Origin of the sequence: Nocardia sp. NPDC051030 (genome assembly GCF_040683015.1) — a bacterium.
In the GTDB taxonomy this organism is placed as follows: Bacteria; Actinomycetota; Actinomycetes; order Mycobacteriales; family Mycobacteriaceae; genus Nocardia.
In genome coordinates, this window is sequence record NZ_JBFBCD010000009.1 from 209,718 (window position 1) to 235,867 (window position 26,150).

Annotated in this window: 24 protein-coding genes; 19 read left to right on the plus strand and 5 right to left on the minus strand. The window is 67.3% G+C overall.

Features of this window, described 5'->3' with window-relative positions; genetic code table 11:
- Positions 1-5 precede the first annotated feature (5 nt).
- Genes AB0N05_RS28885 through AB0N05_RS28895 form a run of 3 tightly spaced genes read left to right on the plus strand, consistent with a single transcriptional unit; the run spans position 6 to position 5,724 of the window.
- A complete protein-coding gene (locus tag AB0N05_RS28885; protein WP_364699489.1) occupies positions 6-2,582 on the plus strand; it encodes a serine/threonine-protein kinase in 2,577 nt (858 codons plus the stop codon).
- The gene (locus tag AB0N05_RS28890; RefSeq protein ID WP_364699491.1) at positions 2,579-4,987 is read left to right on the plus strand and encodes a protein kinase; all 2,409 of its coding nucleotides are present in this window, start codon (positions 2,579-2,581) and stop codon (positions 4,985-4,987) included. Before AB0N05_RS28885 ends, AB0N05_RS28890 begins: the two co-directional genes overlap by 4 nt.
- Before the next feature lie 53 nt (positions 4,988-5,040).
- Positions 5,041-5,724: a nucleoside/nucleotide kinase family protein gene (locus tag AB0N05_RS28895; RefSeq protein ID WP_364699493.1), complete on the plus strand. Its 684-nt coding sequence runs from the start codon at positions 5,041-5,043 to the stop codon at positions 5,722-5,724.
- Here the strand turns inward: AB0N05_RS28895 and AB0N05_RS28900 are convergent.
- Genes AB0N05_RS28900 through AB0N05_RS28910 form a run of 3 tightly spaced genes read right to left on the minus strand, consistent with a single transcriptional unit; the run spans position 5,709 to position 9,092 of the window.
- Positions 5,709-6,623: a PfkB family carbohydrate kinase gene (locus AB0N05_RS28900; protein ID WP_364699495.1), complete on the minus strand. Its 915-nt coding sequence runs from the start codon at positions 6,621-6,623 to the stop codon at positions 5,709-5,711. The two genes, AB0N05_RS28895 and AB0N05_RS28900, sit on opposite strands and share 16 nt — an antisense overlap.
- Before the next feature lie 27 nt (positions 6,624-6,650).
- Positions 6,651-7,481 (minus strand): SDR family oxidoreductase, encoded by an 831-nt coding sequence (locus AB0N05_RS28905; protein WP_364699497.1) that lies wholly within the window; start codon positions 7,479-7,481, stop codon positions 6,651-6,653.
- A complete protein-coding gene (locus AB0N05_RS28910) occupies positions 7,482-9,092 on the minus strand; it encodes an aldehyde dehydrogenase family protein (RefSeq protein ID WP_364699499.1) in 1,611 nt (536 codons plus the stop codon).
- A 181-nt stretch (positions 9,093-9,273) separates the two neighbouring features.
- On the opposite strand from AB0N05_RS28910, the gene AB0N05_RS28915 reads away from it, so the two are divergent.
- A complete protein-coding gene (locus tag AB0N05_RS28915; RefSeq protein WP_364699501.1) occupies positions 9,274-10,521 on the plus strand; it encodes a helix-turn-helix domain-containing protein in 1,248 nt (415 codons plus the stop codon).
- A gap of 13 nt (positions 10,522-10,534) precedes the next feature.
- Here the strand turns inward: AB0N05_RS28915 and AB0N05_RS28920 are convergent, their stop codons facing one another.
- On the minus strand, positions 10,535-10,774 hold the full coding sequence (locus AB0N05_RS28920) for a DUF2277 domain-containing protein (protein ID WP_364699503.1): 240 nt from the start codon (positions 10,772-10,774) through the stop codon (positions 10,535-10,537).
- Between the two features lie 128 nt (positions 10,775-10,902).
- On the opposite strand from AB0N05_RS28920, the gene AB0N05_RS28925 reads away from it, so the two are divergent.
- Positions 10,903-11,772 carry a DUF1266 domain-containing protein gene (locus AB0N05_RS28925; RefSeq protein WP_364699506.1) on the plus strand — a complete coding sequence of 290 codons (870 nt, stop codon included), beginning with the start codon at positions 10,903-10,905 and terminating at the stop codon, positions 11,770-11,772.
- Positions 11,773-11,808: 36 nt separating this feature from the next.
- On the opposite strand, the gene AB0N05_RS28930 is transcribed toward AB0N05_RS28925, so the two are convergent.
- Positions 11,809-12,636, minus strand: coding sequence for a hypothetical protein (locus tag AB0N05_RS28930; protein ID WP_364699509.1), 828 nt, complete (start codon positions 12,634-12,636; stop codon positions 11,809-11,811).
- A 433-nt stretch (positions 12,637-13,069) separates the two neighbouring features.
- Here AB0N05_RS28930 and ftsH point away from each other — a divergent pair, with 433 nt between their 5' ends.
- The 14 genes from ftsH to lysS all read left to right on the plus strand — a co-directional run bounded on the left by ftsH (position 13,070) and on the right by lysS (position 26,052).
- On the plus strand, positions 13,070-15,424 hold the full coding sequence (ftsH, locus tag AB0N05_RS28935) for an ATP-dependent zinc metalloprotease FtsH (protein WP_364699511.1): 2,355 nt from the start codon (positions 13,070-13,072) through the stop codon (positions 15,422-15,424).
- Between the two features lie 151 nt (positions 15,425-15,575).
- The gene (gene folE, locus AB0N05_RS28940) at positions 15,576-16,196 is read left to right on the plus strand and encodes a GTP cyclohydrolase I FolE (RefSeq protein ID WP_364699513.1); all 621 of its coding nucleotides are present in this window, start codon (positions 15,576-15,578) and stop codon (positions 16,194-16,196) included.
- Positions 16,197-16,291: 95 nt separating this feature from the next.
- Complete coding sequence (folP, locus tag AB0N05_RS28945) at positions 16,292-17,134, plus strand: dihydropteroate synthase (RefSeq protein WP_364700098.1); 843 nt, start codon at positions 16,292-16,294, stop codon at positions 17,132-17,134.
- The gene (folB, locus tag AB0N05_RS28950; protein ID WP_364699515.1) at positions 17,131-17,526 is read left to right on the plus strand and encodes a dihydroneopterin aldolase; all 396 of its coding nucleotides are present in this window, start codon (positions 17,131-17,133) and stop codon (positions 17,524-17,526) included. The genes folP and folB overlap by 4 nt, the downstream gene beginning before the upstream one ends.
- A 2-nt stretch (positions 17,527-17,528) precedes the next feature.
- Positions 17,529-18,065 (plus strand): 2-amino-4-hydroxy-6-hydroxymethyldihydropteridine diphosphokinase, encoded by a 537-nt coding sequence (gene folK, locus AB0N05_RS28955; RefSeq protein ID WP_364699518.1) that lies wholly within the window; start codon positions 17,529-17,531, stop codon positions 18,063-18,065.
- A complete protein-coding gene (locus AB0N05_RS28960; RefSeq protein WP_364699521.1) occupies positions 18,062-18,532 on the plus strand; it encodes a DUF3180 domain-containing protein in 471 nt (156 codons plus the stop codon). The genes folK and AB0N05_RS28960 overlap by 4 nt, the downstream gene beginning before the upstream one ends.
- 69 nt (positions 18,533-18,601) lie before the next feature.
- Positions 18,602-19,705, plus strand: coding sequence for a DUF6779 domain-containing protein (locus tag AB0N05_RS28965; protein ID WP_364699523.1), 1,104 nt, complete (start codon positions 18,602-18,604; stop codon positions 19,703-19,705).
- 297 nt (positions 19,706-20,002) lie between these two features.
- Positions 20,003-20,932, plus strand: coding sequence for a DUF2520 domain-containing protein (locus tag AB0N05_RS28970; protein WP_364699526.1), 930 nt, complete (start codon positions 20,003-20,005; stop codon positions 20,930-20,932).
- The gene (gene panC, locus AB0N05_RS28975; RefSeq protein WP_364699528.1) at positions 20,932-21,858 is read left to right on the plus strand and encodes a pantoate--beta-alanine ligase; all 927 of its coding nucleotides are present in this window, start codon (positions 20,932-20,934) and stop codon (positions 21,856-21,858) included. Before AB0N05_RS28970 ends, panC begins: the two co-directional genes overlap by 1 nt.
- 13 nt (positions 21,859-21,871) lie before the next feature.
- On the plus strand, positions 21,872-22,294 hold the full coding sequence (gene panD, locus AB0N05_RS28980; protein ID WP_364699530.1) for an aspartate 1-decarboxylase: 423 nt from the start codon (positions 21,872-21,874) through the stop codon (positions 22,292-22,294).
- Positions 22,295-22,392: 98 nt separating this feature from the next.
- Positions 22,393-23,187 carry a type III pantothenate kinase gene (locus AB0N05_RS28985; RefSeq protein WP_364699532.1) on the plus strand — a complete coding sequence of 265 codons (795 nt, stop codon included), beginning with the start codon at positions 22,393-22,395 and terminating at the stop codon, positions 23,185-23,187.
- Positions 23,188-23,379: 192 nt separating this feature from the next.
- A complete protein-coding gene (locus tag AB0N05_RS28990; protein WP_364699534.1) occupies positions 23,380-24,000 on the plus strand; it encodes a cysteine dioxygenase in 621 nt (206 codons plus the stop codon).
- 5 nt (positions 24,001-24,005) lie between these two features.
- Complete coding sequence (locus AB0N05_RS28995) at positions 24,006-24,428, plus strand: rhodanese-like domain-containing protein (protein WP_364700100.1); 423 nt, start codon at positions 24,006-24,008, stop codon at positions 24,426-24,428.
- 157 nt (positions 24,429-24,585) lie between these two features.
- On the plus strand, positions 24,586-26,052 hold the full coding sequence (lysS, locus tag AB0N05_RS29000) for a lysine--tRNA ligase (protein WP_364700102.1): 1,467 nt from the start codon (positions 24,586-24,588) through the stop codon (positions 26,050-26,052).
- Positions 26,053-26,150: the final 98 nt, after the last annotated feature.

Genomic DNA, 26,150 nt, shown 5'->3' on the forward strand with positions numbered 1-26,150 from the left:
GCGGCATGACTTCTGGATCCGACCACCGTTCCGGGCGCTATTCCGCCGGAACGGAATTCGGTGCGGTCGCCGCCTTCGCGGCGGCCTGGGACGCGGGCTCCGCACCGCCCAGCATCGCCGATTTCCTGCCCGATGCGGGCACCCTGCGCCGTACCGCGCTGATCGAGCTCATCCGGGTGGATATGCGGCATCGCTGGCTGCGCCGCCCCGCCGAACGACCGCACCGGATGCCCAAACGCCTCAGCGAATACTGTTCCGAATTCCCCGAACTCACCCCGGGCGATCTGCCGCCCGGACTGGTGTACGAGGAGTTCGTCATCCGACGGCACAGCGGCGAACGCGTCGACCCCCGCGACTGCCTGCGCGAGTACCCGCATCAGGCGGTGGAGCTGCGGGAACTGCTCAATGCCGACGACGAGGATCAGAGCACCCGGCGATCGGCGTTCGAGGATTCCACCCGGGCCCGGATCCCGGAGGAGGATTCCACGCGCGCCGGATTCCTGCTGGAGGAATCCACGCGGGCCGGATACTCCCTCGAGGAATCCACGCGCGGCGACTTCTCCCTCGACGACTCCACCCGCGCTCCCCTCGACGGCGACAGCACCCGGGTCCCCGATTCCGGTGAGCTCACCCGCAGGCCCGATGCGGGCGAGCTCACCGGCAAGGCCGTCGACTCGACCCGCGCCACCGCGGGGGGCGTCAGCGCCCCCGAGACCAGCGAACTCCTGGACCGCATCGAAATCGGGCAGCGCATAGACGATTTCGACCTGCTCACCAGCCTCGGCAGCGGCGCGTTCGCGCGCGTCTTCCTGGCCCGGCAGCGGTCCCTGCAACGCCTGGTCGCGGTGAAGATCTCCGCCGATCACGGCACCGAACCGCAGACCCTGGCCCAGCTCGACCACGACTACATCGTGCGCGTCTTCGACCAGCGGCTCATGTCCGGCGTCCGCACCGAGAGCGGGCGGCGGCTGCGACTGCTCTATATGCAGTTTCTGCCCGGCGGGACGCTGCTGGGCGTGCTGCGTTGGGTGCGCGCCACACCGGCCGCCGAACGCAGCGGGCAACTGCTGCTCGATGCCGTGGACGCCGCCATGGAGGAGAAGGGCGAGATCCGGCCCACCGACTCCAGCGTGCGCGCCGAGCTCGCCGACCTGAGCTGGCCGGAAACCGTTGCGTGGCTGGGCCGCAGGGTCGCCGAAGCCCTCGATTACGCGGACGGGCGCGGGGTGCTGCATCGCGATGTGAAGCCCGCGAACATCCTGCTCACCTCCGAGGCCGTGCCGAAACTGGCCGACTTCAATATCAGCTTCAGCCGCAATCTCGACAATGACAGTCCGGTCTCCTACTTCGGCGGGTCACTGTCGTATATGTCGCCGGAACAGCTGGAGGCGTGTCACCCCGAGCGTTCCGGCACCGCGGCGGACCTGGACACGCGCGCCGATATCTTCTCCCTCGGGGTGGTGCTGTGGGAATTGCTCACCGGCGCAAAACCGTTCGACGACAGCACCGCTGGTCCGGGTGGTCACGGTGATCAGACCACTCTGGAAGCCATGCTGGACCGCCGCCGCGGCGGCCCCGACACCACCGCCCTCGGGCGGGTGCCGTCCGATTGCCCGGCCGCCCTGCGCCGCGTCCTGCTCATGTGCCTCGCCCCCGACCGGGACGAACGCTGGAGCAGCGGCGTCATCCTGGCCCGGCAGCTGGAGATGTGCCTGGACGAACGCGCCCGGGATCTGGTGGACCCGCCGCCGCACAGCTGGCGGATACGCTTGCGCAAGTGGCTGATTCCGCTCGTCGTGCTGGCGGTCGGGGTGCCGAACGTGCTTGCCTCGGTGTACAACATCGCGCATAACAACACCCTGATCGTGAGCCGCCTGTCCGCCGGGGCCATGCACGCCTTCACTCTCATCACGGCGGCGGTGAACGGGCTGTTCTTCCCGATCGGCATCGCGCTCATCTTCTATCTGTGCCGGAGAGTGATCGTGGTACCGCGCGGCCTGCGCAAGGGGCGGGACTTCGACGCGGAGACGTTACGCCGGGCGCGAGCCGACGTATTGCTGGCCGGAGAACGCATTTCGATGGTGGTGTTCTCACTGTGGGCGATCTCGGGCATCACCTTCCCGATCGCGCTGTGGCTGGCCGCGGGGGATATCCCCTTGCGGGGCATGGTGCATTTCGTGGTCTCGATCGTGGTGTGCGGGGCCATCGCGGTGGCTTACCCGTTCTTCCTCGTAGCCTTCTACCTGGTGCGCTGCATCTATCCGATGTTCCTGCGGCACGGGGACATCAGCGCCGAGGACGCGATCTGGCTGCACCGGTTGTCCCGCCGCTGCACCACCTATCTGGCGGTGGCGGCATCGGTGCCGCTGCTGGCGGTGGCCGGGGTGACCTTCCTGCCGCCGTCGGACATTCCCTTGGTGATCGTGGCGGTGCGCGTGCTCAGCGTGGGTGGCATCCTCGCCTTCGTGGCCGTGTATGTGATGTTCCGTGCGCTGGAAGCGGATCTGATGGCCCTCGAACGCGTCGTATCTCCCGGACGTCCCGTGCACGACACCGGGGAAGCCGCCGGTACGCAAACGTGAGCGATCATCCGGCGCAGGCGGTCGCTCGGTTTGCCGCCGACTGGGAATCCACCTTGCGGGGCGACAATGACGAGCCGCCGCCGCTGTCCCGCTACGTACCGGACGGTCGGCAGGCTCGGTTGTCGGTGCTCGCCGAACTGGTCCGCGTGGATATGAGCCAGCGCTGGCGACGCGCCGGACTGGAAAAGCGAATCACCGAGTACCGCAAGGAATTTCCCGAGGTCGCCGAGAGCCCCCGGTTCGCCGACCTGGTGTGCGAGGAATACCTGGTCCGCAGCCGCTTCCGGCCCCTCGACGTGGACACCTTCGTGGTCGAATACCCCGAAGTGGCGGGCGAGATCCGCCGTCGCTTCAGCACCGGTCAGCAGCACGAACCACCGCCCCCGCTGCCCGAAGGCATCGAAATCGGCCGTCGCCTGGACGATTTCGACCTGCTCACCGATCTCGGCGGCAGCGCGCACAGCCGCATGTTCCTGGCGCGCCAGCGCTCCATGCAACGCCTGGTCGCCGTCCGCGTCGAAGCCGGGGCCGACAGCGACACCCCCACCGTCGCCCAGCTCGACCACCATCACATAGTCCGAGTCTTCGACCAGCGCCTGATCTCCGACGGCAGCACCGGAAAGCCCCTGCGTCTGCTCTACATGCAATACCTCCCCGGCGGAACCGCCGAAGACCTCCTGACCCGACTCCGCGCTAGAGCAGCGGTCGCGCGCGAAGCCATCCCCGCGCCGGATCCGTCCGACGCTTCGACGACTGCTCGCCCCGAGGGCCGGACCGCCGCAGCCCGGATCGGATTCGGTGGCGGCCGTGCCGCGGGCGGCCGGACCGATATCGCCGGGGCCGCCGAGTCGGTGATCGGGGGCGAGTTGCTGTTGCGGGCGGTGGACGCGGCGATGGAGGCGAAAGGTGAGATCCGGCCGGCGGATTCGCGGGTGCGGGCGGAGATAGCCGAGCTGAGCTGGCCGGAGACGGTCGCCTGGGTGGGGCGGCGGCTGGCGGAGGCGCTCGACTACGCGGAGCGGCATGGGGTGCTGCACCACGATATTCGGCCCGCGAACGTGATTTTCACGGCGGAGGGTGTCCCGAAACTGGCGGATTTCGCACTGGGGCCGGTGTATTGGAACGGCTGGCTCCGGGGTCGCGGGACTGAGGGGGAGGAGGCGGGGGTGCTGCGCTACCGGTCGCCGGAGGCCTTGGCCGCCATGCTCGACCCGACCGCACCCGCGCCCGGGAAGTGCAGCGATATCTACGCGCTCGGCCTGCTGCTGTGGGAAATGCTCACCGGCACAATGCCCTTCGAAGACGCGCCCGCCACCGTTGCCGGCGCGGGCAGTGCCGATTCCGGGCGTGAGCCGTCGATCGCCGAGCCCGGTGGGTGCGCACGGTCGGGGCCCGGGGTGGTGCAGGCCATGGTGGCGCAGCGGCGGGCGGGCGTGTCCGCCACCGCGATCGCCGCACTGCCGCCCGACACGCCCGCCGCACTGCGCCGGGTGCTGCTGGAATGCCTGGAACCTGAGCCCGCGCACCGCTGGCAGAGCGGGGCGGAGCTGGCCGGGCAATTGGATTTGTGCCTGGACGCGCGGGCGCGGGATCTGGTGGATCCGCCGCCTAAGAGTCTGCGGGCGCGATTGCGAGCCTGGCCGGTGCCGATCGCGGCGCTGTGTGTGGGGCTGCCGAACGCGCTGGCGAGTGTGTACAACATCCGGCTGAATCAGAGTCTCATCGTGGATCGGCTGACCGTCTCCGATCAGGGGCGGTTCGCGACGGTCGCGCTGGTGAACAATGCCATCGCGTTCCCGCTGGCGGCCTTGCTGTTGTTGTGGCTGGCGCGGCGGCCCTTGACGGTGTCGCATCGGCTGGCGCGCGGGCACGCGTATTCGGCCGGGGAATTGGCGCGGGCGCGGGCGGACACGCTGTTGATGGGGGAGCGGGCGGTGTGGATTCCGTTCGGCATGTGGATTCTCGCGGGGGTGGCGTGGCCATTGGCATTGCAGGGCGCGGGAGCTCGATTGCCGCCCAATGCTTTCGCGCATTTCTTCGCGGCGCAGGTGGTGTGCGCGGCGATCGCGCTGGCGTATCCGTTCTTCCTGATCATGGTGTTCGCGGTGCGGACGCTGTATCCGCAGTTGCTGGCGCGTGGCGCGGTCGGGACCGAAGACCGGCGGCAATTGTGGGCCCTGGCGCAGCGCAGCAATTTCTATCTGGCCGCGGCCGCGTCGGTGCCGCTGCTCGGAGTGGCCACGGCGACATTCGTTTCCACACCGGATCTGGAATTGGTGATCGTGCCGGTGCGCTGGCTGAGTGTGGGCGGGATTGCGGCATTCGTCCTGACCTACTGGTTGTTCCGGCTGCTGGAGGCCGATCTGCAAGCGCTGGTGCGTGCCATTCCGAGGGGTACGCGCTGATTCTTTCGGGCGAGCCCGCAATGAATTTCGGGCCGATTCCGTAGGGTTGGGCCGTGACCCGCGGCAGTGTCGAAACCTCCCTCGCGGAGCTGGCGGCGCGAATCCGGCGACGTGCGGACGGACAGTCCGGTCGGTTCGTGCTCGGAATAGCGGGACCGCCGGGCGCGGGAAAATCCACCCTCGCCCGCGGCGTCCGCGATGAACTGAATATCGCCGCCGGATACCGAATAGCCGAAGTCGCACCCATGGACGGCTTCCACTTCACCAATGCGCAATTACGCGCCCTCGGACAATTGGCGCACAAGGGCGAACCCGACACCTTCGACGCCGCGGGCTATGTCGCCCTGCTCCGCACACTCCGCGACGCCCCGCTCGGCGAACCCGTTCCCTGGCCCACATATTCGCGCGAACTCCACGAACCAGTCAGCGGAGGAGCCGTTTTCGACCGCCAGACCATTGTCGTCACCGAAGGCAATTACCTGCTCCTCGACGATCCGGCCCACCCCGACTGGTCCGGCGTGCGCGCACTGCTCGACGAAACCTGGTACCTGGACGTGCCCCGGCCCATTATCGAGAAACGCCTGGTCCGACGACATATGCGCGGCGGGCGCACCCTGGAGGCCGCGAAAACCAAAGTGATCGAAAGCGATCTGCTCAATGCCCGCCTGGTCGAGAACACCCGGCCGCGCGCCGACCTGACCCTGCGCAAATCCGGTCGCGCCTACCGGATCGACTGAGATCCCTTCGGCTGAGATTCGTAGTGCCGCATCCACTCCCGGGTGCCGACGTACCGGCAGGACAGTGTGGCGACCTCGGCCGCATGTTCCAGGGCGAGCGGGAACGCCTCACCCCGAGAATGGAAGTGGCAGAACGCGCCGTGCAGGATGTCGCCCGCGCCGAGCGTGTCCACGGCCGCACCGCCGCCGATCGACACCTCGCCGCGTTCGCCGGGCATCGAGTAGGCGATCGGGTCCGCACCCCGGGTGATCGCCGCCAGGCGCGGACCCGCCGCATGCAGGAAGTCGAAGATCGCATCGATCGAATCCGCTTGCACGCCAGGCGGAGTGAACGCCGCGGAACAGATGGCGATATCGACCAGCGGCAGCAGTTCGGCGTGCACATCCCGCCAGCGGCCCGCATCGAGCAGTACCGGTATGCCCGCCGCCCGCGCCGCCTCGGCCAGGCGCAGAGCGGGCGCGGAGTAGTGGGCGTCCACGAGCACGATCGCCGCGTCGTCGAGATACCCGTCGGCCGAGCCCTCGAACGGCACCCGCATGCGAGAACCGTCCAGCGACACGATGGTTCGGGTGGCCGCGCCGGTGGCGACGATGATCGAGGACACCGGCGGCTGCCGATCCCCATCCGGCGTCAGATCCACCGCAGTCACCCCGTACTGCTCGAGATCGCCCCGAATCGGTTCGGTCAGTGGGTGTTTGCCGAGCGCGGTGACCAGACCGGTCGCCCGGCCCGACAGGAACGCGTACGTCACCGCGGCATTCGCGGCCGGTCCGCCCGCACCGAGAAACAGCTCGTCGGCCTGAGTCTTGGTGTCCTCGGCCGGATACCGGTCGACGGCATAGGAGAGATCGAGCGTCGAGAGTCCGACGAAAACCGCACCCCGATCCGCTGCTTCCATGCCGCCGACCCTACAAGCGGCGCGAGGTTATTCGCGCACGCGCGATTCGTAGGCCTTGCGGGCGTCGGAATCCACATCGTCCAGGAAGGCGTTCTGCGCGCCCAGCGCCCGGCCGATGGCATCGCCGACGGACTGCGGCAGGATCCCCACGACCTGGGCGATGATGCCCGCCACGGCGGTCACCCGGACCTTCGGCTTGGGCGCCACGATCAGCCTGACGACCGCGTCGGCGATCTCCTCCGGCTCGGCCGGGCGCAGCAGCTTGGGAGCCGTGACACCCGATCCCAGTTCGGTTTTGGTGAGCGTCGGCAGCACCGAGGAGAAGCTCAGGCCGGTGCCCCGGTACTCCTCGCGCAGGGTGTCGGTGAAGCCGAGCACCGCGTGCTTGGACGCGTTGTAGGTCGCCAGGCCGGGAATATGGGTCTCACCCGCCAGCGAGGCGATATTGATGACATGCCCGCGCCCGCGCGGCAGCATGCGCGCCAGCGCGAGCTTGGAGCCCAGGATCACGCCGTACACATTGATGTCGAGAATGCGGCGGGTGATCTGATCGGTCTCGTCCACCACACGCCCGGTGGGCATGATCCCGGCATTGTTGACCAGCACGTCGATCGGGCCGAGCTGCTTCTCCACATCGTCCAGGAACGCTTCGAAGGACTGGTGATCGGTGACGTCCAGCTTGCCGTAGACCTCGAAACCCCGGGTGGCTCCGGACTCCTTGACGGTCACCTCGTCGACATCACCGATGGCGATCTTGGCCCCCAGCGCCTGCAAGGCCGTCGCGGTGGCCAGGCCGATACCGCGTGCGCCACCGGTGATCACAACCACCTTGCCGGTGATCGATCCGAAGTCGGTCATCTACTTACCCCTCACAGTTTTGATGACGGCCGGCACATTCAGCCGCCGCAGCCCGCGCGTCCCCGCCGCCCGCATGGCGGCCATGGCGAAGGACAATTTGGCGGGCGAATACGGGAACCACAGCGGTTCCTTGGTCTGGGTGGGCAGGATCGGCCGGGTGATGGCCTGCTGCTTGCAGTATTTGCGCACCCCGTTCGCGCCGCCCCACCGCGCACCGGTGCCGGACAGGCCCCAGCCGCCCATGGGCAGCGCGAAGCTGAACATGTTCGCGAAGACATCATTGATATTGACCGCGCCCGCATTCAACTGGCGCGCAATGCGTTCCGCGCGATCCTTGTCACCGCTCCACACCGAGGCGGACAGTCCGTAGATCGAATCATTGGCCAGCCGAACAGCTTCCGCCTCATCGGCCACCTTCATGACCGGCAGGGTCGGGCCGAACGTCTCCTCGGTCATACACGACATGGAGTGGTCGACGTCGGCGATCACGGTCGGCTGGAAGAGCGTGCCGACACCGGTGCGCTCACCGCCGGTGAGCACCCGCGCACCCGCCTTGACGGCCTCGTCCACATGCCGCGCCACGATCCGCACCTGGTTCTCATTGGCCAGAGCGCCCATGTCGTACTTGGGTTCCCGGCCGTCCACGCCCTGGCGGACCTCCTTGACGGCGGCGGTCAGCTTCACCAGGAATTCGTCGTAGACCGGGGCTTCGACGTACACCCGCTCGACCGAGATACACACCTGCCCGGCATTGAACAGACCGCCGAAGGCAATGCCGTGCGCGGCCCGATCCAGGTCGGCGTCGGCGAGCACGATGGCCGGATCCTTGCCGCCCAGTTCGAGACTGAACGGGATCATCCGCTCGGTGGCGGCCGCGGCGATCTTGCGGCCGGTGGCGGTGGAGCCGGTGAACTGGATGTAGTCGGCGGTGCCCACCACCGCCGCACCCGTCGCACCCGCGCCCGTGACCACCGCGAATACCGGCGGTGCGCCGATCTCGCGCCAGCCGCGCGCCAGTTCCAGGGCCGAAAGCGGTGTCACCTCGGAGGGTTTCAGGATGACGGCCGCGCCCGCGGCGAGCGCCGGGATCACGTCGATCACCGGCATGGCCAGGGGGAAGTTCCACGGCGTGATCACACCGACCACCGGGTACGGACGGAACACCGTGGTCAGCGCCTTGACCCGGGCGAGCGGGCTATGCGGTGAAGGGTGTTCGTCGGCAAGGAATTTCGCGGCGCGGCGCGCGTAGTAGCCGGTGAGGTCGATGGAGAAGGCCGGGTCGATGAGCGCGTCCACGCGCGCCTTCCCGGTTTCGGACTGCAGGACATCGGCGAGCCGATCGGTATTGTCCACCAGCCAGTCCTGGAGTTTCAGCAGCCATTCCTTGCGGCCGTCCGGGCCGATGGCCTCCCACTCCGGCTGATGCGCACGCAGTTCGCGGACCTTGGCCGCCACCTCGTCGGCGGATTCGAGGGGAACCGTGCCCGCGAGTTCACCCGTCGCGGGATTGTGGATCTCGAGTTCGGTGGGTTGCGGGGCTGCCTTGGTCCCCGGCGATTTGCGCGTCCCGGATTTCCGGGCAGTGCCCGTGGCGGGTTCGGTATTTGTCACGATGTGCTCTCCCACGTGCGCGGCCTCATTGCCTTCGGTGCATGGCATTGCGGAAACGGCAAGCTGTGTGCCAGCTCACTGAACTATGATCGTGACACAATTTCGACCGCACATTCTTGGCACATCGGGTCAATTCTTCCGTCCGGTTTTGTGCCATGAACACAAATTTGGAGGCCTGCTCGTGGCGACGACCGCACCCAGCGCGGAGATCCGGCAGTGGATCGCCGACTTCGTCGCGGAAACCCTGCACACCGAAACCCTGGAACAGGTGGTGACCCGGCTCGACAATGCGATCATCGCCCGCATCCCGGAACTGCGCGATCGGGATATGCGCCGCGACCTCGCCGCCAGCAGCCGCGCCCACGCCCTCGAGGTGCTCAGCGGGCTCACCCAGGACCGCTACGAATACGCGGTGCCGGAGGAGGCGCACGCCTTCGCCCGCACCATCGCCCGCCGCGGGCACGATGTCCGCCTGCTGCTGCGGGTCTACCACCTCGGACAGGAGGCGGTCATCGACTACATGGCCGACATCCTGGAGGACCGGCAACTGCCGCCCGATATCGAAAGGTCCGTCCTGCTGCGGCTTTTCGACCGCACCACCCGCTGGGTCAGCACCTCGGTGGAGACGCTCACCGACACCTACACCGAGGAACGCGAACGCGGACTTCGCGCGGCCCTCACCCAGCGCGCCGAGATCGTGCGCGGTCTGCTCGGCGGGGCCGAACTCGATATCGAGCAGGCCTCCGCCCGGCTCGGTTATCGCCTGGCGCAGCGACATCTGGCCCTGGTGCTGTGGACCGACGAGGACGCGGCCGTGGTCGGCCCGGACGGCAATGGCGATGCCGCGGCGCTGCTCGAACGCGTCGCCGGGCGCTATGCCGCCGCGCTCGGCAATGGCAGCGTGCTCACCATGCCGTCAGGAGCCTCGGCGCTGTGGGCGTGGATCGGTGTGGACGACACCCTCCCGGAGCCGTCCGAGGCCGCCTGGGCCGTCGAAACACCCGTCCGGGTGGCGGTGGGGATACCCGCCGCGCAGGTCGCCGGATTCGTCGGCGGGCATCGGGAAGCGGTGGCGGCCCGGCAGGTCGCCGAACGCGCCCGGCCGGGCCGGGCGCGTGTCGTGCACTATCCGGAGGTGGAGGTGGCCTATCTGGCCGGACTCGACGAGCCGGCCATGCGGGCCCTCGTCGAACGGGAACTGGGCGCGCTCGCCGCGCCCGACGCGCAATCCGCGCGACTGCGCGACACCCTGCACGCCTATCTGCGCGCCCGGCGCAGCCCGGACGCGGCCGCGAAAATGCTCGGCGTGCACAAGAACACGGTGCGCTACCGGATCCAGCGCATAGAGGATCTACTCGGTCACTCCATCGACCAGCGCGGGCCGCGACTCGAGATCGCGCTCGACTGCGTGGCCGTCTACGGCGTCTGAATCCGGCGCAACCTCAGCTCGCGTCCTTGTCGAGCACCGATTCCGCGGCCGACCGGCGATCCGGCAATTCCGCCAGCAGCTGCGTGGTTGCCGCCGCGATGGTCGCCACCGCCTTGTCGACGGCCGATTTGGTGGTTGTCGTCAAGCCCGATACGCCGGCGACCGTGCGCACGAACTCCTGCGCGGCCGCATAGATTTCCTGATCCGTGGCCGGTGGCTCCAAGCCCCGCAGGAGGGTGATATTCCTACTCATGACCCCAGAGGCTAGTGCCCGATTTCATTGTGTGACAGGGCAAGAATCAGACATTTACTCAGGAGCGCCGCCACACGCGATCGGCGAATAGTCGGCCACCCCAAGATCGATGAGACACAATCGGGGGTATGCCCGCCCGCGACGTGCCCACGCTGACGACCTTCCCGTACCCGGAGCTCGATCAGCGCGAGGACGACCACTGGTCCGGTGCGCAAGTCTCCGACGACGAGCTGCGCGCCCTGGCGCTGGGCGGTTTCTACTCCGCCCGCTGGGACGCCTTCCATGACGCCCTGCTGCTCGGACCCGAACGCGAGCATCCGCTCGGCGACCGCCGCGAACTCGCCATCGACACCCTCACCGGAGCCTGGGGCATCACCGACGGCACCGAGGCCATGGCCTCCATGGAACAGCTCCTGGAGGGCATGCACGCACCCCTCTACGCACTGGTCCACCCACTGGTCATGGCGGGCATCAATTCTCCGGAACGGGATCGCTTCGGCGAGCGCGCGGACCGCCATCGCGCCTTCCTGCGGCAGGTCGGATCCTTCCGCGGCATGGAGAATCCGGAGGCCCTGGTTCGGGATTACGACATCTGGTCGCAGGCCATCAAGCTGGGCCTCACCGATCATCTGGTGCGCCCGCTGCCCACCGATATCCAGGCCTGGGATCTGGCCCGCGTGGTGGCGGTGGCCCGCATGGCGTACACGGCGGGATATCTCGACGCGGACGTCGCCTGGGATTACCTCATGCGCGCCCTGCCGCTGGCGCAGCGCAAATACCGCAATTGGCGGCAATTCGGCGATGCGTACCTGGCGGGCTGGACCTATTGGCAGGCCTGTGAAGACCTGGCCGAACTCAAATCCGGTGGGGTGGACCGCCGGATGGAATTGCTGCGCCTGTGGATGCGCCCCACCAGCCCGTGGCGGCGCATCGAATTACAGCCGGAAGAGGCCGGTCCCGCGCTCACCGAGCCATCGGGTGCCGAGCCAGCCGAGTGAATAACCTCGCGTGTGAATAACCCCGCGTGGTCCCCGTCAATCCGGCAGGGACCGCAGAATCCCGCGCCCGTAGCGCTGGAATTGCGCGTCGTCGACCATGCCGAGCGAATGCCGCTCGACCAGTAATTCCCATTCGGAATACAGTTTCTGCACACCCGGATCGGCGGGCCCGGCCGCGCCGTCGGCGACCTCCCGCTGAATCGCGAAATTCAGTGCGCCGGAGACCCTTTCGGTATCGGCGCGATCGGTGCCGGTGAAATACCAGGTCTGATTGCCATCATTGACCTCGACGCCGAATTCGCCCGGCGCGGCCGCGGAATCATCGGTGGTGCGCGCCCACAGCAGGGCGGCAATGGGTAGCTCGTGCGCGAAACGCTTGGTCGCGCCCAGCGAGACGAAGATCAGCCGGGTGGTGGTGACGGCGAGCAGACCACTGCCCTTGGCGGCGGGCGGCTGCGCGGTGACCAGGGCGCTCTCCAGCACGAACTCGTCGGGGGTGACGTAGCGGTGCAGGGCGGCGACGGCGGTCTTGGCATCGCGCTTGGGCGACATCCGCCGCACGGCACGGTCCACATCGGCGCGCGCGGGCCCGGTGCGACCCCAGGACGGGGTGGGCGGGGTCAGGTCCGGGGCGGCCACATCCAGGCGCTGGGTGCCGAGAATCTGATTGTTGATCCGCTCGACGATGACCGTCGCGGCGGGGACATCGTGTTCGGCGATGAGCACCGGCAGCGGGGTCCGGTCGGCGGGTACGCCGGTGAGCACGGGGGTGGGGTAGCGGAGATAGATCTCGATGACGACGGCGTCATCCGCGCGCCGGTTCAACCGCACCTTGAGGAGTTCGGCGACCGGCACGTCGAGCACGCGCTCGCCGTCCGTCCCAGGCCGTAGCACTGTCAAACGCCCGTTGCCGTGACGCACAATCGCTGTGGGTGTCCGTAGCTCGACTATGTCCATACCCCCTGCGCTCTGTTGTGTCGTCACTCACGATATGACGACCATGCCATGATTGTGACCACCCGGTCCGACACCAGGAGGTGACCGTCCGTACGTGTTGCCGCAGATGGTCGGGGAACCACCGGCGTTGTCCAGCCGTTTACCTGTTGAACTGCACTACCTGCCGAACTGCGCGATGTAACGACTAGACCGTACGCGGTAACGTGGCATGTCCGCATCCGTTCGCCGGAACGGGCGCGCCCCGTCCACCGAACTGGTAACGACCCGAACGGTAAAGACAAGGCATCGCAGGCAAACCGGATACACCCCCCGGAAAGGACTGGCCGCCGGCCGACGCTCTATGAACCGCAAGACTGTGTTCCGCAACCTGGCCATAGTCGCGGGCTTTTTGCTCGTGATCTACCTGGTCAGCTACTTCAGCAACGACACGCGCGGCTGGAAGAGCGTCGACACGTCGGTGGCGCTCTCTCAGCTTCAAGACAAAGGCAACGTCGACAACGTACAGATCGACGATAAAGAGCAGCAGCTACGCATCACGCTGAAGAACGGCAATGATGCCACCGACGGTCAAAAGAAGATCATCGCCAAGTACCCGGGCGGCGGTGAGGTCTCGCAGCAGGTCTTCCAGGCCGCGCAGGCGTCCGGCGCGAAGGTCGACACGTCGGTCAAACAGGACTCCTGGCTGAGTCAGATCCTGCTCTTCATGCTGCCCATGGTGATTCTGCTGGGCTTGTTCATCTTCGTGATGTCCCGCATGCAGGGCGGTGGCCGCGGCGGCATGATGGGCTTCGGCAAATCGAAGGCCAAACAGCTGACCAAGGACATGCCCAAGACGACCTTCGTGGACGTCGCGGGCGCCGACGAGGCCGTCGAAGAGCTGTACGAGATCAAGGACTTCCTCCAGAACCCGGCTCGCTATCAGGCGCTGGGCGCGAAGATCCCGAAGGGCGTGCTGCTCTACGGCCCGCCCGGCACCGGTAAGACGCTGCTCGCCCGCGCGGTCGCGGGTGAGGCCAATGTGCCTTTCTTCACGATTTCCGGTTCGGACTTCGTGGAGATGTTCGTCGGTGTCGGTGCGTCCCGCGTGCGCGACCTGTTCGATCAGGCCAAGCAGAACAGCCCCTGCATCATCTTCGTCGACGAGATCGACGCGGTCGGCCGCCAGCGCGGCGCCGGCCTCGGCGGTGGTCACGACGAGCGTGAGCAGACGCTGAACCAGCTGCTGGTGGAGATGGACGGCTTCGGTGAGCGCACCGGCGTCATCATCATCGCCGCCACCAACCGGCCCGACATCCTGGATCCGGCGCTGCTGCGCCCCGGTCGTTTCGACCGGCAGATCCCGGTCTCCAATCCCGATCTGGCGGGCCGTCGTTCGATCCTGCGGGTGCATTCGGCGGGCAAGCCGATCGCTCCGGACGCGGACCTCGATGGTCTGGCCAAGCGCACCGTCGGCATGTCGGGCGCGGATCTGGCGAACGTCATCAATGAGGCCGCCCTGCTCACCGCGCGTGAGCACGGCACGGTCATCACCGGCGCCTCCCTGGAGGAATCGGTCGATCGCGTGATCGGCGGCCCGCGCCGCAAGTCCCGCATCATCAGCGAGGAAGAGAAGAAGATCACGGCCTACCACGAGGCCGGTCACACTCTCGCCGCGTGGGCGATGCCGGATATCGAGCCGGTCTACAAGGTCACCATCCTGGCCCGCGGCCGCACCGGCGGCCATGCCATGACGGTGCCCGAGGACGACAAGGGCTTGATGACGCGTTCGGAGATGATCGCCCGCCTGGTCATGGCCATGGGTGGTCGCGCGGCCGAGGAACTGGTGTTCCACGAGCCGACCACCGGTGCCTCCTCGGATATCGACCAGGCCACCAAGATCGCGCGCGCCATGGTCACCGAGTACGGCATGAGCGCCCGCCTGGGCGCGGTCCGCTACGGGCAGGAGCAGGGCGACCCGTTCCTGGGCCGGTCCATGGGCACCGCGCCGGACTACTCGCACGAGGTGGCTCGCGAAATCGACGAGGAGGTGCGCAATCTCATCGAGGCCGCGCACACCGAGGCGTGGGCGGTGCTCAATGACTACCGCGACGAACTCGACGCCCTTGCCACCGCACTGCTGGAACGCGAGACGCTGCACCGCAAGGATCTCGAAGGCCTGCTCCCGACCGTCGAAAAGCGGCCGCGCATCACGGCTTTCAATGATTTCGGCGGCCGCACGCCGTCGGACCGCCCGCCGGTGAAGACGCCGCGCGAGCTGGCCACCGAACGTGGTGAGCCGTGGCCCGAGGAGCCGGTGCGCCCGATTGTTCCGGCCGCCGTCCCCAATGGCGGGTACGCGCCGGAGCCGGGTTACGGTGCGCCGCAACCGCAGTACGGCGGTTACCCGGAACCCGCACCGGCCGGTTATCCCGTGCAACAGCCCGCGTACCCGCGTCACGGCGGTAGCGGCACGCACGGTTCGCGTCCGGATTACGGCGCTCCGGCCGGTTGGTCCGCACCGGGCTGGCCGCCGCAGGAGGACGAGCCGCAGCAGCCGCCGCGGCAGGCGTATGGCGGCTGGGCTCCGGCCGGTGGCTCGCGCTACCAGCAGCCGCCCGCGCCGCAGCCGGACTATGACGCTCCGCAAGCTCCGGATGCCCCCGGGAATGACGAGGACGAGCGGAATGGTTGGGACGGACCGAACGGTCGTCGCTGACCGGGGCCCGGATACGCTCTAGAGGTTCGTGGCCCGGCTCGGGTCTGCTCGACCAGAGGGTTCTTGCCCCACGGCGGGCAGCCCGAGCCGTCTTGCCGTCACGAACACGCCGTCCCTCACGGGATCGGCATTTTCAACAAGGAGGTGTCGATTGTCGGCCAACAACCGTGTCGTCTCCGGCCCGATCGCGCTCGACACCGGTCGGCCGTTCGATCAGGCGCGCGCGGAGGCTGCCGTCCGTGAACTGCTGATCGCGGTCGGCGAGAATCCGGATCGTCCCGGGCTCGCCGATACCCCGGGCCGGGTCGCCCGGGCCTATCGCGAAATGTTCGCGGGACTCTTCACCGATCCGGCGGAGGTGCTCAACACCACCTTCGACGAGGGGCATCAGGAACTGGTGCTGGTCCGCGATATCCCCATGTACTCCACCTGTGAACACCACCTGGTGGCCTTCCACGGGGTGGCGCACGTCGGCTACATCCCGGGCCCGCACGGCCGGGTGACCGGCCTGTCCAAGCTGGCCCGCCTGGTGGACCTGTACGCCAAGCGCCCGCAGGTTCAGGAGCGCCTGACCAGCCAGATCGCCGACGCGGTCATGAAGAAGCTGGATCCGCGCGGGGCGATCGTGGTGATCGAGGCCGAGCATCTGTGCATGGCGATGCGCGGCATTCGCAAGCCCGGCGCGTCCACCACGACGTCGGCGGTGCGCGGTCTGCTGCAGTCCAATGCCGCCTCGCGCTCCGAGGCCCTGGACCTCATTCTGCGAAAGTGAGCGCACCGACCATGACCGAAAGCGGCACGCGGCGCTCCGCCTCCCCGCGCTTGCCCGGCTTGGTTGTTCCTCGCGGCGGCCGCTCCTGCGTCGTGATGGGTGTAGTGAACGTCACCAGCGACTCCTTCTCCGACGGCGGCCGCTACCTCGACCCCGGTCTGGCGGTGGCGCACGGTCTCGAGTTGTACGAGATGGGCGCGGACATCGTCGATGTCGGCGGTGAATCCACCCGCCCCGGCGCGGTGCGCATCGATCCGGAAACCGAAGCGGCACGGGTGGTTCCGGTGATCCGGGAACTCGTCGCCGCGGGCGTGCCGACCAGCGTGGACACCATGCGCGCCAGTGTCGCCGAGGCCGCCATCGAGGCGGGCGTCTCGGTCGTGAACGATGTCTCCGGCGGTCGCGCCGACACCGATATGGTGAAAGTCGTTGCCGCGGCGCGGGTGCCGTGGATTCTCATGCACTGGCGGGCCGAGGCCGACTACCGGCACACCGGCGCGGCCGACCATTACGAGGATGTGGTCGCCGAGGTGTGGCGCGAGCTGCGCGCCCAGGTCGATCTGGCCGTCGCGGGCGGCGTCGACTTCGAGAACCTCATCCTCGATCCCGGCCTCGGCTTCGCCAAGAACGCCGGGCACAACTGGGAATTGCTGGGCGGCATAGACGAATTCGTCGGCAGCGGCCTGCCCATCCTGATCGGGGCCTCCCGCAAGCGTTTCCTGGGCGCGCTGCTCGCCGACGGTGAGACGCCGCGCCCGCCCGATGGCCGCGAGGTCGCCACCGCCACCATTTCCGCACTGGCCGCCGAGCATGGCGCGTGGGGTGTGCGGGTGCACGATGTGCGCTCCTCGCTCGATGCCATTGCCGTGACCGATGCCTGGCGGCGGGCCGCCGATGGGTTCGGGCGGGCGGCCGCTCATGAGAGGAAGAACCGGTGAGCACCGACCGCATCGAATTGCGCGGCCTGCGCGTCTTCGGCCATCACGGCGTCTTCGATTTCGAGAAGCGGGACGGCCAGGAGTTCGTGGTCGACCTGACCGTGTGGACGGATTTCAGCGCGGCCGCCAAGTCCGACGACATCACCGACACCATCCACTACGGCGAGCTGGCCGATCATGTGGTCGGCATCGTGTCGGGTGAATCGCGCGATCTCATCGAGACCGTGGTGTCGGAGGTCGCCGACCAGGTGCTGGCGTTCGATCCGCGGATCAATGCGGTGGAAGTGGTGCTGCACAAGCCTTCCGCGCCGATTCCGCATACCTTCGAGGACGTTCGGGTGGTCACGTCTCGTCGTCGCACGGGAATTCTGCAAGGCGTGGAGGGGGAATAGCGGTGAGCCGGGTAGTCCTGTCGATCGGATCCAATCTCGGCGATCGGCTCGCGCACCTGCGCAGTGTGGTGGATGCGCTGGGTCCGCGCCTGCTGGCCGTGTCCTCGGTGTACTCGACCCCGCCCTGGGGCGGGGTGCCGCAGCAGGATTACCTGAATGCCGTTCTGGTCGCCGAGGATCCCGAGCTGGAACCCTCCGATTGGCTACGGCTCGGCCAGGAGCTGGAGCAGGCGGCCGAGCGGGTGCGCGAGGTGCGCTGGGGCGCACGCACTCTCGATGTGGATGTGGTGTGGGCGGCGCAGCGGCGGCGTGACGCCCAGGTGGTGGTGCGGAGCGCCGATCCGACGCTGACCCTGCCGCATCCGCAAGCGCACAATCGCGCCTTCGTGCTGGTGCCCTGGCTGGAGGTGGAGCCGGGCGCGGTGCTGGAGGCGGCCGGTGCCCAGCGCACCCTGCGGGAGTGGTTGTCCGCCTTGGACACCACCGATGTGGACGGTGTGCGCCGCACCGAGCTGTCGCTGGGATGGTCGGTGTCGTGAAGCCGACTCGCATTCTCGATCTGTGCGCCAATGTGCTGCTGGCCGCGGTCGTCGCGTGGGTGGCGACCAATCTCGCGTACTCGAGTTTTCCGCCCATCTCGGTGTTCTCCGGGGCGTCGCTGTTTCCGGTGGCGGCCCTGGAGGCGGTGCTGGCCTTCGTGATTCGGCAGCGGGTGGAGAACCAGGGGATCGGGGACACCTCGGGGCAGTTGCATCCGATCACGGCGGCGCGGGCGGTGGCCCTGGCCAAGGCGTCGGCTCAGGTGGGATCGCTCGTCGGCGGCATCTGGCTGGGGTTCTTGATCTGGCTGCAGACGCAGGGGTCGGGATTGCGTGCGGCGTCCTCGGATACGCCGGGCGCGGTGGTCGGGCTGGTGGCGGGGGTGGCCTTGGTGGCGGCGGCATTGTGGCTGGAGTATTGCTGCCGGGCCCCGATCGACCCTCCCGATGAAGCAGCTACCTCATAGCTAACAGATTGGGTTTGATCATTGCCGAGGTAGGAGCCGTACTCGGAAGATCAAGCTACGCTGGCTGACATGGTTTCACCCTCCCGTAGCAGTGCTTCCCGTCGACAGCGGGGCGACGCGGGACGATTCTTCACCGGCGTTCTACTTCTTCTCGGTCTGGTAGCCAGCATTTTCCTGGTCTTCAGCGACAACGTGCACATGATCCGGGTAGGCCTGGTCGCGGCGCTCTGGGCGGCCGCCATCGGAGCCCTCGCGGCGACACGTTTCCGCAGGGAGGCGGCCGTGGACAAGGCGAAAGTGGGGGACCTTCAGAAGGTCTACCACCTCCAGTTGGAACGCGAGGTTGCTGCCCGCCGCGAATATGAACTCGGGGTCGAAGCCCGGGTCCGCAGCGAGGTCGGCGCCGACGCCGAGGAGATGGCCGCCCTGCGCACCGAACTCACCGTTCTCCGCGAGAGCCTCCAGCGGCTTTTCGACGGCGACCTGCCCTTCGAGCGTCCGGCCCTGCGTGCCGATGCCGTTCGAGTCCAGGAACTCCCGAGTCGTGCCCCCGCATCCAATCCAGAACCGGCGAACAGTAACTGGGACGACGCCGAACCCTGGGACCCGTGGTCCACCCCCGACGCCCTCGACGACGAGCCCGATGCCCGCAGCCGCATCACCCCCGTCTTCGAACCCGATCACCCCGAACCCCCGGCCTTCGCCACCCCCTTCGACGATCCGGTCACCGCCGAGACTTCCGTGGTCACCGAGACCATGCGCCTGGACTACGAACGCGCCGAAGCCCTCAAGGCGCAAGGCCGCAACCCGAAGTCCGAAGCCCCCAAGCCGACTCCGTCCGCCGCGGCTCCCGCCGCCAAGACCACCGACACCAAACGCACCGAGCCGATCGGTATCGACCGCGAAAAGCTCGAACAGGTCCCGTGGTTCGAAACCGACCTGGCCGCAGCCGGAAACGTCCCCGCACCCGCCGCCTCCACCCTCACCAACCTCGGCGAGGCCAAGGGCAGCGCGGACAAGGCCACCGGCAACGTGAGCAAGTCCAACGGCAATGCCCCCATGGGCACCGCCAGCGCCCGCCGCCGCCGTCGCTCCGACGAGGACGCGGGCAATGCCCCCCGCCTCTCGGTCGCCGAGATCATGGCCAACCTGAAATCCGAAAGCGAGCACTGACAAGAGGCCGCGAAGGGCCCAGCCGACTACATGGGCGGGTGACAACTGATTTCGTGAGATCCGGGTAACTCCTGGGGTACGCCCAAAATCGATGGCGGCACCCAGCCGCACCACGCGTGCACGATCGGACACGGCTCTCGAGCCGGGCGCTGAGTTTGCGGGGAGGCGGGACAGCGGCGGGACAGCCAGAGTTGTTTATCCCACAGTTGATGGCTCTGCCTTATCGGCGGCATTATTCTCGGGTCGAACGTCCGGTACCCGCATGGCGGGACTGGAACGACTTTCGAGAGGACAAGGGTGACCTCGGACAAGGATGTCTGCGGGACCGATCCTGCGCCTGCACGGTTGACGGTGGGAATCGTCTCGGCGGGACGCGTCGGATCCGCTTTGGGTGCGGCACTGGAGCGTGCCGGTCATGTTGTTTTCAGTGTCTCCGCGATTTCGGATGCGTCGTTGCGGCGGGCCGAAACACGTCTGCCGGATTCCCGGGTGCTGCCCGCGGAGGAGGTGGCGGCCCGCAGTGAGCTGCTGATTCTCGCGGTGCCGGACAGCGAATTGGCCGGTCTGGTTTCGGGTTTGGCGGCCGCGGGCGCGGTGCGCCCGGGCACCATCGTGGTGCACACCTCGGGTGCGAACGGCGTCGGCATTCTCGCGCCGCTGACCGAATCGGGCGCGCTGCCACTGGCCATTCACCCGGCCATGACGTTCACCGGGCATGACGAGGACCTGGTCCGCCTGGGCAATGCCTGCTTCGGCATCACCGCCGCCGATGACATCGGTTACGCCATCGCGCAGTCCCTCGTCATCGAGATGGGCGGCGAGCCGGTCCGGGTGACCGAGGAGAACCGCACGCTCTATCACGCGGCGCTCGCGCACGGCAGCAATCACCTGGTGACCTTGATCGTGGATGCGGTGGAGGCCTTGCGGGCCGCCTTGTCCGGTCCGGGCCTGCTCGGTCAGCAGGTGGTCGACGATCAGCCCAATGGCCTGGCCGAGCGCATGCTGGCCCCGCTCGCGTCGGCGGCCCTGGACAATGCGCTGCGCCGCGGCCCGGCCGCATTGACCGGTCCGGTGGCGCGCGGTGATGTGGCCGCGGTGGCCGCGCACCTGGATGCGCTGGAAGCCCTGGACCCCAAGCTGGCCGCCGGTTATCGCGCACAGTCATTGCGTTCGGCCGAGCGTGCCCGTAGCAATCCCGCGTTGATCGATCTGCTGGAAGGACGCTGATGGACCCGAAACTGCGTGGCACCTATCGCCGCGGAGAACTGACGGTGCTGCACGATCCGGCGACCGTGCAGAAGGTTGCTCATGCTTTGCGGTCGGTTGGCCGCAAGGTCGCGCTGGTGCCGACCATGGGCGCGTTGCACGAGGGTCACCTGGAGCTGGTGCGCCAGGCCAAGCGCACCAATCAGGTCGTCATGGTGTCGATCTTCGTGAACCCGTTGCAGTTCGGCGCGGGCGAGGATCTGGACAAGTACCCCCGCACCCTGGACGCCGATGTGGAGCTGCTGCGCGGCGAGGGCGTGGAGCTGGTGTTCGCACCCAGCGCGAACGATATGTACCCGGAGGGCCCGCGCACCACGGTGCATCCCGGCCCGATCGGCGATGTGCTCGAAGGCGCCACGCGGCCCGGCCATTTCGCGGGTGTGCTGACCGTGGTGGCGAAGCTGTTCCAGATCTGCCGCCCGCACGAGGCGTTCTTCGGTGAGAAGGACTACCAGCAGCTGACGCTGATCCGCCAGATGGTGCGGGACCTGAACTTCGATCTGAAGGTCGTCGCGGTGCCGACCGTGCGCGAGCAGGACGGCCTGGCCCTGTCCTCCCGGAACCGTTTCCTGGACCCGGCGCAGCGCGAGCTGGCCGTCACGCTGTCGGCGGCGCTGATCACCGGTCGCCATTCCTCGGGTCTCGGCCCGGACGCGGTGCTGAACGCGGCGCGCGCGGTGCTGGATACCGCGCCCGATATCGAACTCGACTATCTGGAGCTGCGCGGCTCCGATCTGGGTGAGGTGCAGGCGAGCGGCAATGCCCGCCTGCTGGTCGCGGCCCGCGTGGGCAGCACCCGCCTCATCGACAATATGCCCGTCAATATCGGCGTCCCGATCGACGGCCACCCCACTTCTCCCGACCGGCCGACCAAGGCAACTTTCTAGGAAGGCGACGACGATGTTGCGCACCATGATGAAGTCGAAGATCCACCGTGCCACGGTGACTCACGCCGATCTGCACTATGTGGGTTCGGTGACCGTCGACCAGGATCTCCTGGACGCCGCCGATCTGCTGGAAGGTGAGCAGGTCTGCATTGTGGACATCACCAATGGCGCTCGCCTGGAGACCTACGTCATCGCCGGTGAGCGTGGTTCCGGCGTGATCGGAATCAATGGCGCGGCAGCGCATCTGGTGAACCCGGGCGATCTGGTCATCCTGATCGCCTACGCCATGATGGATGAGGCCGAGCTGAAGGAGTACGCCCCGCGCGTGGTCTTCGTGGACGATCGCAACCGTCAGGTGGAGCTGGGTTCGGATCCGGCGCATGCGCCGGAGGGTTCGGACCTCATCTCGCCGCGTTCGCTGACCTTCGCCCACTAGAGCAGACAGGAGCGGGCCTCGCCTGATCGGTCAGGCCCGGAGGCGGCAGCGAAGCGTAACCACGTAGGGCTCCGATCAGGCGAAAGAAGTACACAGCCATGCTGCTGACCATCGATGTCCGCAATACCAGTATCGAGCTGGGCCTGTTCTCCGGTAGCGGTGAGCACGCGAAGCTGGTGCGCCAGTGGCGGACCCACACCAATCCGCTGCTCACCGCGGACGAGTTCGCCATGCAGGTGCGCGGCCTGATCGGCGCGGAGGCCGAACAGGTGGTGGGCGTTTCGGCGCTGTCCACGGTGCCGCCGGTCCTGCGCGAACTCCGCGAGATGCTGACCCGCTATTGGGGCCATGTGCCGCACGTGGTGGTGGAACCCGGTGTGCGCACCGGTATTCCGCTGCTGGTGGACAATCCCAAGGAGGTGGGCGCGGACCGCATCGTGAATTGCCTGGCGGCCTATCACCGCTATCAGAAGCCGTCGATCGTGGTGGATTTCGGCACCGCGATCTGTGTGGATCTGGTGTCGGCCAAGGGGGAGTTCGTGGGCGGCATCATCGCCCCGGGTGTGGAGATCTCCACCGAGGCGCTGGTGGAGCGCAGTGCGCTGCGTCGCGCCGAGCTGGCTCGCCCGCGGTCGGTGGTGGGCAAGAACAGCATGGAGTGCATGCAGTCGGGTGCGGTGTTCGGTTTCGCCGGGATGGTGGACGGCCTGATCGATCGGATTCGCGACGAATTCGACGCCTTCTCGGGTGACGATGTGGCCATCGTGGCGACCGGTGCCACGGCCCCGCTGATCGTGCCGGAGTCGGAGACCATCGAGCATCATGAGCCACACCTGACCTTGGACGGTCTGCGCCTGGTCTATGAGCGGAATCAGCAGCGTCGGCGGCCCTGAAAGCCGAAAACAAGCTGATCGGTCGGAATGTGACGTGGTCGGGTATTTGCTCATGCTGGACCCGCTGTTAGACTCGCTCCCGTGTCTATCCGCGTGACCACCCAGGAGTGTTGTCGAGGCTAATTTGCCTCGGCTGTTTGTCGAGGCCTCATAACGCCCTCGACCACAAACACACTTCTTGGAGTTTCGCTCATGCGGTCCTCTTTACTTTCCCTACCTGTCGGTGCTCCGACCCGCACTCCGGCCGCTTCGCGCCTTTTGCCGGAAGTAACCGAGCGGGCGACGGCTTCCGCCCTTCCCACTCGGCTCCGGCCCGCTGATCTGCTGCGTTTGACCGATGAGGGCGCAGAAGACGTGCTGACGGGCCGTTATGATCACCTGCTCCCCTCCAGTGGCCTGTGGCCGACCGAAAAGCGTTGGGCCGCACGGCTTCTCTCCGATGACGAGGTGGATCTGTGGCTGATCAGCTGGGTCGCGGATCAATCCACCGAACTGCATGATCACGCCGGTTCGCTGGGCGCGCTGACCGTGCTTTCGGGTGCGCTTTCGGAATTCCGCTGGAACGGCACGGAACTGCGCCGCCGCACCCTTTCCGCGGGTGATCAGGCGTCTTTTCCGCTCGGCTGGGTGCATGACGTGGTGCGTGCCCCGGAGGCCGAAGCCGGTGTTTCCGGCCCGCTGGATCCCACTTTGAGCGTGCATGCCTATTCGCCGCCGTTGACGGCCATGTCCTATTACGAGGTCACCGGTCACGGCACCCTGCGGCGCACTCGTTCCGTCCTCACCGACCAGCCCGAAGGCGAACTCGAATGACCTACATGACCATCGACGGCATGCTGGCCCAGGCGCGGGAACGGCTGCGACGGTACCTGCCGATCGAATTGCCGCAGGCGATCGCGCGCGGCGCCATTCTGGTGGATATTCGCCCGCAGGCGCAGCGGATGCGCGAGGGCACCCTGCCGGGTGCGCTGGTGATCGAGCGAAATGTCCTGGAATGGCGTTTGGACCCGACCAGTTCGGCGCGCCTGGCGCTGGCCACGGATCACGACGTGGAATGGATCGTGGTCTGCTCCGAGGGTTACACCTCGAGCCTCGCGGCGGCCTCGCTGCAGCAGTTGGGCCTGCGTCGCGCCACCGATCTGGAGGGTGGATATCAGGCTTTGAAAGCGGCCGGTCTGCTCACGGTCGCGGCCACCGCCGCGCACTTCGAGCGTGAGGTCGCCACCCTCGCTTGGCTATAGCTCTCGTTTGCCGGGCGGCGGATAAATCGATTTCCGCCGCAAGATAGGCTAGAGCCCCGTGAGCACCAACAACCCCTCTTCTCCCGCCGGCGCTACGGTTTCCGCAGGGCAAACGCGTGCCGCGGCCTCCGCTGTCGAGCACGATGTCCCCGAGCAGATGCGGATTCGCCGGGAGAAGCGCGAGCGGTTGCTGGAGTCGGGCCGCGAGGCCTATCCGGTCGTGGTGCCGCGAACCCATACCCTCGCCGAAATTCGGGCCGCCTTCCCGGATCTGGAGCCCGATTCCCAGACCGGCCAGCAGGCCGGTGTCACGGGCCGGGTCATTTTCGTGCGTAATTCCGGCAAGCTGTGTTTCGCCACCCTCCAGGAGGGCGACGGCACCAAGTTGCAGGCGATGATCAGCCTGAACGGTGTGGGCGCCGATTCCCTGGCCGCCTGGAAGTCCGATGTGGACCTCGGCGACTTCGTTTTCGTGCACGGTGAGGTGATCTCCTCGCGGACGGGCGAATTGAGTGTGATGGCCGACGCATGGGAGATGGCGGCGAAGTCGCTGCGCCCCCTGCCGGTGGCGCACAAGGAGATGAACGAGGAGTCCCGCGTCCGTCAGCGGTACGTGGACCTGATCATCCGCCCCGAGGCGCGCGAGAACGCCCGTACCCGCGTGGCCGCCGTGCGCGCGCTGCGGAATGCGTTGGAGCGCAGGGGTTTCCTCGAGGTCGAGACCCCGATGCTGCAAACCATCCACGGTGGCGCGGCCGCGCGCCCGTTCGTGACGCACTCCAATGCGCTCGATCTGGAGCTGTTCCTGCGCATCGCGCCGGAGCTGTTCCTGAAGCGTTGCGTGGTCGGTGGTATCGAGAAGGTCTTCGAGATCAACCGGAACTTCCGCAACGAGGGCGCGGACTCCACGCATTCGCCCGAGTTCGCAATGCTGGAAACCTACGAGGCGTACGGCACCTACGACGATTCCGCGAAGATGATGCGGGAATTGATCCAGGAAGTCGCGCAGGAGGTCTACGGCACGCTCGTGGTCACCCTTGCCGATGGCACCGAATACGATCTGTCCGGTGAGTGGACATCCGTCGAGATGTACCCATCGCTGTCCGAGCACATCGGTGTGGAGGTCACGCCGGAAACTTCGGTCGAGGAATTGCTGGCACTCGCTGAACGCGTGGGTCTGGAAATTCCGCAGGACAAGGGCTATGGCCACGGCAAACTGGTCGAGGAACTCTGGGAGCACGTCTACGGTGACAAGCTGTACGCGCCGACTTTTGTGCGCGACTTCCCGGTGGAGACCTCCCCGCTGACGCGTCAGCATCGGAGCAAGCCCGGGGTTACCGAGAAGTGGGACCTGTACGTGCGCGGCTTCGAACTGGCCACGGGCTATTCGGAACTCGTGGATCCGGTGATCCAGCGGGAACGGTTCGTGGATCAAGCGCGTTTGGCCGCGGCCGGTGATGACGAGGCGATGCGTCTTGACGAGGACTTTCTCGCCGCGATGGAGCACGGTATGCCGCCTACGACCGGAACGGGTATGGGAATCGACCGGTTGCTGATGGCCCTGACTGGCTTGGGAATCCGGGAAACGATACTCTTTCCAATTGTGCGTCCGGCTGCTCGATAGAGTTCTCCGGATTGCATTTCCGGTGCCCGTTCTGGGACTATCGGAATTAGCGGTATTCTGGCGTCGGGTAATCGGCCTGACTATGTAGGTCGCACGAT